The organism is Enterococcus aquimarinus (assembly GCF_001885765.1).
Taxonomy (GTDB): domain Bacteria; phylum Bacillota; class Bacilli; order Lactobacillales; family Enterococcaceae; genus Enterococcus_I; species Enterococcus_I aquimarinus.
This window is the reverse complement of the sequence record NZ_JXKD01000008.1, coordinates 89,978-98,062: the sequence shown is the minus strand read 5'-3', so window position 1 is coordinate 98,062 and position 8,085 is coordinate 89,978. Positions and strand designations below refer to the sequence as shown.

Genomic DNA, 8,085 nt, shown 5'->3' with positions numbered 1-8,085 from the left:
CTTTGTGAGAGCAGGACGTCGCCACGCGAATAGAAAAGATTAGAATGAAAATTCTAGTCTTTTTTTGTTTTAATGAAGACTTATGAAATCATCTAATAAGAGAAACACCTTATGATTAAAATGAGTTGTTTGAAGGATGTACAATAAGTATGAAAGATAGCGATTTTACTATAGCTCTTATGCAAAATTGCGTGTCAAAAGCTAAATACTCGCATATTTTAAGAAAACGTTGCAAAATAAAGATAGTTGAAATAAATAACGAGAATCATGAGGAGGAATCATAGATGAAACAATCCAAAGATGAGTTAAAGAAAAAATTATCGGCTGTTGAATATGCGGTAACACAAGAAAATGCGACGGAGCGTCCGTTTACGGGAAAATATGATAATCACTATGATAAAGGGATTTATGTTGATATTGTGAGTGGAGAACCGCTTTTTGCTTCAACAGATAAGTATGATGCCGGATGTGGATGGCCATCCTTTACTCGGCCATTACCAAAAGTTATGATTAAAGAAAATAAGGATACTACTCTAGGTATGACGCGGATTGAAGTTCGTAGTCAAGAAGCGGATTCGCATTTGGGACACGTTTTTCCAGATGGACCAGTAGACGAAGGCGGCTTACGCTACTGTATTAACTCTGCTGCTTTAAAATTTATTCCTTTAAATGAAATGAAGCAAGCAGGCTACGAGTCTTTTATCCCTTACGTGAAATAATAATAAGAAAAACCTAGAAGATTCATTCATCTAGGTTTTTCTTATTTGTCTATTTTATGGTACAATGAAGGGAACATATGTGCAGAAAGGGTTAATCATGTACGAATATCTTATTGGAAAAGTAACCGGGATTACACCGGCTTATATTGTGTTAGAAAATCAAGGAATCGGCTATCAAATTCAATGCGGGAATCCGTATTATTACGTCGGAAAAGAAACGCAAGAAACGTGTATTTATGTTCATCAAGTCATTCGAGAAGACGCTCATCAATTGTTTGGGTTCAAAACAGTTGAGGAAAAGAAACTGTTTTTACGCTTAATTAGTGTTTCAGGAATTGGTCCTAAAAGTGGCTTAGCAATTATGGCTAATGATGATCACTTAGGATTGATCCAAGCGATTGAATCAAAAGATGGAGCCTATTTGACGAAGTTTCCTGGTGTTGGAAAGAAAACAGCGCAGCAATTAATTCTTGATTTACAAGGGAAGTTGGGCGATATTATTGAAGAAGGCTTACCGGCGAAACAACCGCAACTTTTCGATGGTACCCATCACTTAGAAGAAGCATTAGCGGCATTGAAGGCATTGGGTTACAGTGAGAAAGAAGTCAAGAAAGTCGAAAAAGAATTGCAACAGACAATTTGTACGACGACCGATGAATACTTACGGGTAGCTTTAAAAATGATTATGAAGAAATAAAAGGAGCAATCGATGGAAGAACGGATTATTTCACCAATTGAAAGAGAAGAAGATACTTTTGAAAAATCGCTTCGACCACAATTCTTTAGTGAATATATTGGACAAGATAAAGTAAAAAATGAACTGGGGATTTATATTCAAGCGGCGAAGCAAAGGGAAGAGTCTTTGGATCACGTTTTACTTTATGGACCTCCTGGCTTAGGAAAGACGACGATGGCGATGGTGATTGCCAATGAAATGCAAGTCAATGTCCGAACGACGAGTGGTCCGGCGATTGAAAAACCGGGTGATTTGGTTGCGATTTTAAATGAACTAGATCCAGGTGATGTGTTGTTTATCGATGAAATTCACCGTTTACCAAAAGTGGTAGAAGAAATGCTCTATTCAGCGATGGAAGACTTTTATATTGATATCATGGTTGGGCAAGGAACGTCGGCTCATCCAGTTCACTTCCCGTTACCGCCATTTACCTTAGTAGGGGCGACGACGCGTGCAGGGATGCTTTCTGCGCCTTTGAGAGATCGTTTTGGCATTATCTCTCATATGGAATACTATACAGAAGCAGATTTGCAAGAAATCATTTGTCGATCGGCGGCTATTTTTTCGACAGAGATTGTGGAAGAAGGGGCTTTAGAGATTGCACGACGATCTAGAGGGACGCCTCGAATTGCCAATCGTTTATTGAAGCGGGTGCGAGATTTTGCCCAAGTAGAAGGTGATGGCGTTATTAATCGTCAATTAGCGGACCGGGCACTGTTGTTGCTACAAGTGGATCATGCGGGATTAGATTATGTCGATCAAAAATTAATTAAAACGATGATCGAATTATATAATGGTGGGCCTGTTGGTTTAAGTACACTCTCTGTAAATATCGGAGAGGAACAAGAAACGGTCGAGGATATGTATGAACCTTATTTGATTCAAAAAGGATTTTTAAAGCGAACGCAAAGAGGGCGAATGGTGACGCGATTATCCTATGAACATTTTAACTATCCTTATGTAGGGGAATAAGAAGGAGTGAGGCAGATGCGAGTATTATTTGTTTGTCTTGGAAATATTTGCCGCTCACCGATGGCAGAAGGCCTGTTGCGAAAGTACGCACAGGAACAAGGCGTGAAAATTGAGGTCGATTCGGCTGCAACGAGTCGTTATCAAATTGGCGAAGCTCCGCATCCAGGGACCCAAAAAATCTTAAAGCAGCATCAAGTGGATGTTCAAAATATGATTGCTCGTCAAATAACATCGGAAGATTTTCTGACGTTTGACTATATTATTGGAATGGATCGACAAAATGTGATTGATTTAATGAAAATTGCACCTGACGGAACAAAAAAGAAAGTTCACTTGTTTTTATCGGTAGAAGAGGTTGATTCAATCCAAGATGTTCCGGATCCATGGTACACTGGGGACTTTCAAAAAACCGATCAATTGATCCAAGCAGCGCTCCCAAAGTGGCTGACTTATTGGTCAGAAAATGAATCAAGGTAGAATCGTAGGAGGGCGAGAAAAATGGAAAAAAAACCAATTTCACTAAAACAACTAGGGAAACGACTCGTCATGACTTCGGTAACCTTATTGGATAATTTATTTAATGATGATCTTGAAAAGCAGCAAACGATTGAAACCTATCGCAGCCGTTTGAGCGAAGCGGCTCGTGATCAAGATTTAGTCGTTTTACAATTACAAACGGAGAAAATTGATGCGTTTGAAACGATTGTCGGCTACGTTGCCAGTAAAAATAGTGGGAATGACAATGTTGTGATTAAAATGCAAAAGAATCAGCATCAATTACGAATTGTTCCGCTTCATAAGATTGAAAAAGTAAGCGTCCTCAGCATGAAAAATAAAAAAATCGCCAAATAAAGATCGATTTTTCTTCTTTTAGAGATAAAGAAGGAAAATCTTTTTTTATTGTCTAAAAACACTACTCATTTGGAAGCGTTTTTAGTATCCTAAGGAAGGGGGAAAAAGAGAGATAGAAAGGATTTAAGAAAATGAAAATCAATTGGTTCGCGTTGAACGGAATCAAGCCGTTTGACAAGCCAGAAGAAGAAAAGACAACCAAAATAAAAGTGGGATGGTTGAATGAAGCCAAGGATTATTATTTTTCCTTGGATGACATGACTGAAGAACCGTATCGATTAACGGTGACAGGTTTTGCCGACTGTGAGGTAGAACTTTATCAATTAAACAGCACGCAAGCGCATATCGGTCGAGGTGTGACGTGGGGAGAGATTCCACAAGCACCAGAGGCTTCTTTTTATGATTGTCTCCAACCATTTGTCATTCAAGAAGAAGTGCCAATATCTTCTTACCACTTATTTTGTTTACGCCTGACAGGGACGGCTCCTGGAAAATGGCAAGGAGAAATTAGGGCCACACAAGGCAAAATCAGCGTCTCAAAAACACTGACGTTTGAGGTCTTACCACTTTTACTACCGGCTCAAACGGCGCCTACCTTAGAACTTTGGCAATATCCTTTTGCGGTGGCCCGTTATTATCAAATCGAACCGAAAGATTATTTTAATAAAGCCCATTGTGAGCGAATTGCTGAAAGTTTAGCGTATTACGCCGAAGCGGGAGGCGATACGATTGTGACGACGATTGTCCACGATCCTTGGAATCACCAAACGTATGATGCTTATCCGAGTCTGGTCACTTGGCAGCAAAGCGGTGAGAAAATGACCTTTGATTTTACATGGTTTGATCAATATGTGGCGCTTTGTTTAGCGCTTGGTATTAATCAAAAAATAAAATGTTTTTCAATGTTGCCTTGGGAAGATAAAATTTATTATTTTGATGAAGCAGGTGTCTTGCAAGAGCGGATTTATCCGGTTGACTCACCGCAGTGGCAAAAGATTTGGCGTGACTTTTTGACAGCATTTGTTCAACATTTAGAAGAAAAAGGTTGGTTTGATATCACCTATATTGCGATTGATGAGCGACCAGCCGAAACGTTAACGAATGTTTTACAACTAATCAAAGAGCACCCGAATCAAGAAGGGAAAATGTTAAAAGTTTCGTGTGCGCTGAATTATCAAAGTTTCGATCATACATTACTTGAGCAAATTGCCGATCTAGCGATTGGTCAACCGCATCTAGGTGATCAGACTGTATTTCGTCAGTGGTGTGAACAACGACGAACAAAGGGTCTTACAACGTCGATTTATAACTGTGTGGGGGATTACCCTGCGATGTTTCTTTATAGTCATCCATTTGAGAGTCAATGGGTGATTTGGAATACGGTGGCTTATGGGGCAGATGGTTTTTTACGATGGGCATTGGATGCGTGGGTTAAAGATCCATTAGTCAACGGTAGTCATTGGTACTGGGAAAGTGGCGATCCCTTTTTACTCTATCCAGGAACAAACGGCACGATGATGTCACTGCGTTTTCAGCAAATGCAACAAGCACTCAACGATAGCCGAAAATATTTATTTTTACAAAAAAAACAGCCGGCACTTGTGTCAGAGGTCACACAACTACTGGATGGATGGCCACAACTGTCGGGGAAAACAAATGATTATGGTGCGCAAGTGCCTTTCTCAGAAAATGAGACGCTCCAGCTTATTCAAACAATCCAACAAATGCATGACTTATTAGAAAAAGGCGCGCGTGCCTACTTAAAGGAGTCCAACAAATGAACATAACTGATTTGACAACAGTCGTTCCAAGTCCACGACAACTTGCTTGGCAGCAGACACAATACTATGGTTTTATCCATTTTGGAATCAATACGATGACGGACCGCGAATGGGGATTCGGGAATGAACCAACCACGTTGTTTGATCCTCAAAAACTGGATGCGGATAAGTGGGTGCAACAGATGAAAGCTGGACAGATGCAGGGCGTCATTTTGACCTGTAAGCACCATGACGGATTTTGTTTGTGGCCGAGTACAACAACAGACTATAGTGTCAAAACTGCGCCCTGGAAAGCAGGAGAAGGTGATGTAGTAAAAGAGGTATCGCAAGCATGTCAAAAATACGGGTTGAAATTTGGCATCTATCTGTCGCCGTGGGATCGTCACGCGCAAAGTTATGGCAGCGGTCAAGTGTATAACGATTTTTATCTCGCGCAGTTAACGGAACTCTTAACGAACTATGGGGAGATTTTTAGTGTTTGGTTAGACGGTGCCAATGGAGAGGGGCCAAATGGAAAAAAACAACAGTATGATTGGGAGCGCATCAACCAAGTCGTACGTCAGTTGCAACCAAATGCCGTGATTAGTGTTTGTGGTCCAGATGTCCGTTGGTGTGGCAATGAGGCCGGACACACACGAACACAAGAGTGGAGTGTGGTACCTGTTGAACTACAAGACTTAGAAAAAATTGCCGAGCGTTCTCAGCAAATCGATGACGGGATCTTTTCACGAAAAATCACGTCAGGCGATGAGGATTTAGGAAGTCAAAAAGCGTTGGAACATTATCACGGAGAACTTGTCTGGTATCCGGCAGAAGTTAATACCTCGATTCGTCCGGGATGGTTTTACCATGAAAGTGAAAATGACCAAGTCCGTTCGGCGGAAGAATTGTATCAAATTTATGTGCGATCAGTAGGTGGAAATGCGACGTTCTTATTAAATATCCCACCGAAACCAGATGGGGAATTCCATGAAAAAGATCTAGACGTTTTACAGGAACTAGGGGCGAAAATTGCGCAAGTAAAAGATCAAACGATGATGAAAGGTGGTCATCTTTCTTATTCGAGTGCCAGTACTCCGGTAACGCTCAGCGATTTGTTGCGCGAGGATGGGAAGGTCTGGCAGAGTCAACCGGATGATGTAAAACCCATGATTCAAGTTGAATGGGCGAAAGAACAAGTGATACAGCGCGTCATTTTACAAGAAGACATTCGTCAAAGCCAACGTATTGAAGCGTTCACATTGTATTATTACGATGAGCAACAATGGAAACCTTGGGGGACTGGCGCAAGCGTTGGTTATCAGCGCATCATTGAACGACCTCCTGTAAAAACGACGGGTATACGAATTGTATTTAATGACTATCGTGAATATCCGACACTAAACTATTTAACAATTAACTAGACAACGTGTCGCGTTTAAAAGAGTTCATTAAAGAAGCTCAATATCAAAACGCAAAAGTAGTACGAAATGTTAAAAAAACGCCAAAAAAATACCTACCGGCGGGGACCGGTAGGAAAAGGAGTAAAAAATGAAAAAGTGTTTGTTAGGGTTGTTTGTTGGTACACTTATATACTACTGAGAAAATGTGAATTTTTTGTGACGAAAATCTTTGAAAGTTGTTAAGAAATAATGATTAATAACTTTTCTGGGTTGAAAAACGCCAAATAATGCCGCCTGCAAAGCCGATTAAAGCCGGTAGGACCCAGCCCATTCCAATTCCAAACAGAGGTAAAGTCGCTTCACCTAACCCAATGAAAAATTGGGCAAAGGCGGTTTGACGAATGAAAGCGGGGCTAGCATTAAGCCCGTCAATAACCGAAGCAATTAAGGTAAAGAGTGTGGTCATTTGATAGACCTTTGGATCATGTTTAAAAATTGGACCGATAATCGCTAAAATAATTAAGGTCATCGCTAGTGGATATAAGAACATTAAGACAGGAATTGAGAACTCAATAATTTTTGTTAAGCCGACATTGGCAAAAACACCTGCCATCATACTAACCGCGCTAGCAAAAAATAAGTAGCTACGACTAGGGAATAGTTCAGTGAATGTTTCAGAAAAAGCAGAAGTTAACCCAATGGCTGTTTTTAAACAGGCAGAGATGACGACTAAGGCTAAGACGATACTGCCATACGATCCAAGATAGTATTGAGCCATTTGTGCCAAGGCGATGCCGCCGTTCTCACTTAGTTCTAGCGTGCCGAGACTCATACTTCCCATATATGCGAGCAATGTATAGATGATTCCCATTAAGACAATGCTAATTGCGCCGGATTTAATCGTATCCATTGCAATCGTTGCGGGTTTAGTGACGCCGCGGGTTTGAATGGTTTTCACAATAATTATCCCAAACGCTAAAGAAGCAAGGGCGTCTAACGTATTGTAGCCTTCAGTAAAGCCCGTGAAAAAGGGGAAATCTTGATAAGCATACTGCACCGGTGCAGCGCTAATCTGCCCCATTGGTCGAATAAAGGCTAAGGCCATTAAGATACTTAGGAGACACAAAAAGAAAGGATTTAAGTATCTGCCGATATAATCAAAGAGTTTAGAAGGTTTTTTGGCTAAGAACCAAGCCGTAAAAAAGAATAATGCGCTAAAGAGAGCCAGTCCAAGCGTTTGTTGCTCTTTCGGTAAATACGGTGCGAACGCAATTTCAAATGAAGTCGTCGCTAAGCGTGGTAGGGCAAAAAACGGCCCAATCACGAGGTATAATAAAATGGTAAAAATAAAGGCATATTGACGATTGACTCGTGAAGCTAAGTCAAAGAGTCCTTGACTTTGTGAACTACCAATGGCGATGACCCCTAAAAAAGGAAGTCCAATTCCGGTAATTAAGAAACCAAGATTTGCCCAAAAGACGTTTTCTCCTGCCATTTGTCCCATATGTACAGGGAAAATCAAGTTGCCTGCACCAAAGAATAGGCCAAAAAGCATTGATCCGATGGTTAAATAATCAGTGAAAGTTAATTTTTTTTCCATAACGTCCCCCACATTTCTATATCTGATTGTACCAAAAATAACA

At 40.6% G+C, this 8,085-nt stretch carries 8 protein-coding genes; 7 read left to right on the top strand and 1 reads right to left on the bottom strand.

Features of this window, described 5'->3' with window-relative positions:
- Window positions 1–284: 284 nt before the first annotated feature.
- From msrB to RU93_RS07175, 7 genes are all read left to right on the top strand, one after another.
- A complete protein-coding gene (msrB, locus tag RU93_RS07205) occupies window positions 285–719 on the top strand; it encodes a peptide-methionine (R)-S-oxide reductase MsrB (protein WP_071874938.1) in 435 nt (144 codons plus the stop codon).
- Window positions 720–816: 97 nt separating this feature from the next.
- The gene (ruvA, locus tag RU93_RS07200) at window positions 817–1,416 is read left to right on the top strand and encodes a Holliday junction branch migration protein RuvA (RefSeq protein ID WP_071874942.1); all 600 of its coding nucleotides are present in this window, start codon (window positions 817–819) and stop codon (window positions 1,414–1,416) included.
- 12 nt (window positions 1,417–1,428) lie between these two features.
- A complete protein-coding gene (gene ruvB, locus RU93_RS07195) occupies window positions 1,429–2,427 on the top strand; it encodes a Holliday junction branch migration DNA helicase RuvB (RefSeq protein ID WP_071874937.1) in 999 nt (332 codons plus the stop codon).
- A gap of 15 nt (window positions 2,428–2,442) precedes the next feature.
- Window positions 2,443–2,904, top strand: a complete 462-nt coding sequence (locus RU93_RS07190; protein ID WP_071874936.1) for a low molecular weight protein-tyrosine-phosphatase — start codon at window positions 2,443–2,445, stop codon at window positions 2,902–2,904.
- Window positions 2,905–2,925: 21 nt separating this feature from the next.
- Complete coding sequence (locus RU93_RS07185; RefSeq protein ID WP_071874935.1) at window positions 2,926–3,279, top strand: hypothetical protein; 354 nt, start codon at window positions 2,926–2,928, stop codon at window positions 3,277–3,279.
- Between the two features lie 131 nt (window positions 3,280–3,410).
- The gene (locus RU93_RS07180) at window positions 3,411–5,060 is read left to right on the top strand and encodes a DUF4091 domain-containing protein (RefSeq protein ID WP_071874934.1); all 1,650 of its coding nucleotides are present in this window, start codon (window positions 3,411–3,413) and stop codon (window positions 5,058–5,060) included.
- Window positions 5,057–6,463 (top strand): alpha-L-fucosidase, encoded by a 1,407-nt coding sequence (locus tag RU93_RS07175; RefSeq protein WP_071874933.1) that lies wholly within the window; start codon window positions 5,057–5,059, stop codon window positions 6,461–6,463. The genes RU93_RS07180 and RU93_RS07175 overlap by 4 nt, the downstream gene beginning before the upstream one ends.
- A gap of 232 nt (window positions 6,464–6,695) precedes the next feature.
- Here the strand turns inward: RU93_RS07175 and brnQ are convergent, their stop codons facing one another.
- Entirely contained in the window at window positions 6,696–8,042 is a 1,347-nt protein-coding gene (gene brnQ / locus RU93_RS07170; protein WP_071874932.1) for a branched-chain amino acid transport system II carrier protein, read from the bottom strand.
- Between the last annotated feature and the right edge of the window lie 43 nt (window positions 8,043–8,085).

Bases quoted from the DNA above. Each gene is read 5' to 3' on its own strand.
- msrB (WP_071874938.1), top strand. From the start codon at position 285: ATGAAACAATCCAAAGATGAGTTAAAGAAAAAATTATCGGCTGTTGAA.
- ruvA (WP_071874942.1), top strand. From the start codon at position 817: ATGTACGAATATCTTATTGGAAAAGTAACCGGGATTACACCGGCTTAT.
- ruvB (WP_071874937.1), top strand. From the start codon at position 1,429: ATGGAAGAACGGATTATTTCACCAATTGAAAGAGAAGAAGATACTTTT.
- RU93_RS07190 (WP_071874936.1), top strand. From the start codon at position 2,443: ATGCGAGTATTATTTGTTTGTCTTGGAAATATTTGCCGCTCACCGATG.
- RU93_RS07185 (WP_071874935.1), top strand. From the start codon at position 2,926: ATGGAAAAAAAACCAATTTCACTAAAACAACTAGGGAAACGACTCGTC.
- RU93_RS07180 (WP_071874934.1), top strand. From the start codon at position 3,411: ATGAAAATCAATTGGTTCGCGTTGAACGGAATCAAGCCGTTTGACAAG.
- RU93_RS07175 (WP_071874933.1), top strand. From the start codon at position 5,057: ATGAACATAACTGATTTGACAACAGTCGTTCCAAGTCCACGACAACTT.
- brnQ (WP_071874932.1), bottom strand. From the start codon at position 8,042: ATGGAAAAAAAATTAACTTTCACTGATTATTTAACCATCGGATCAATG.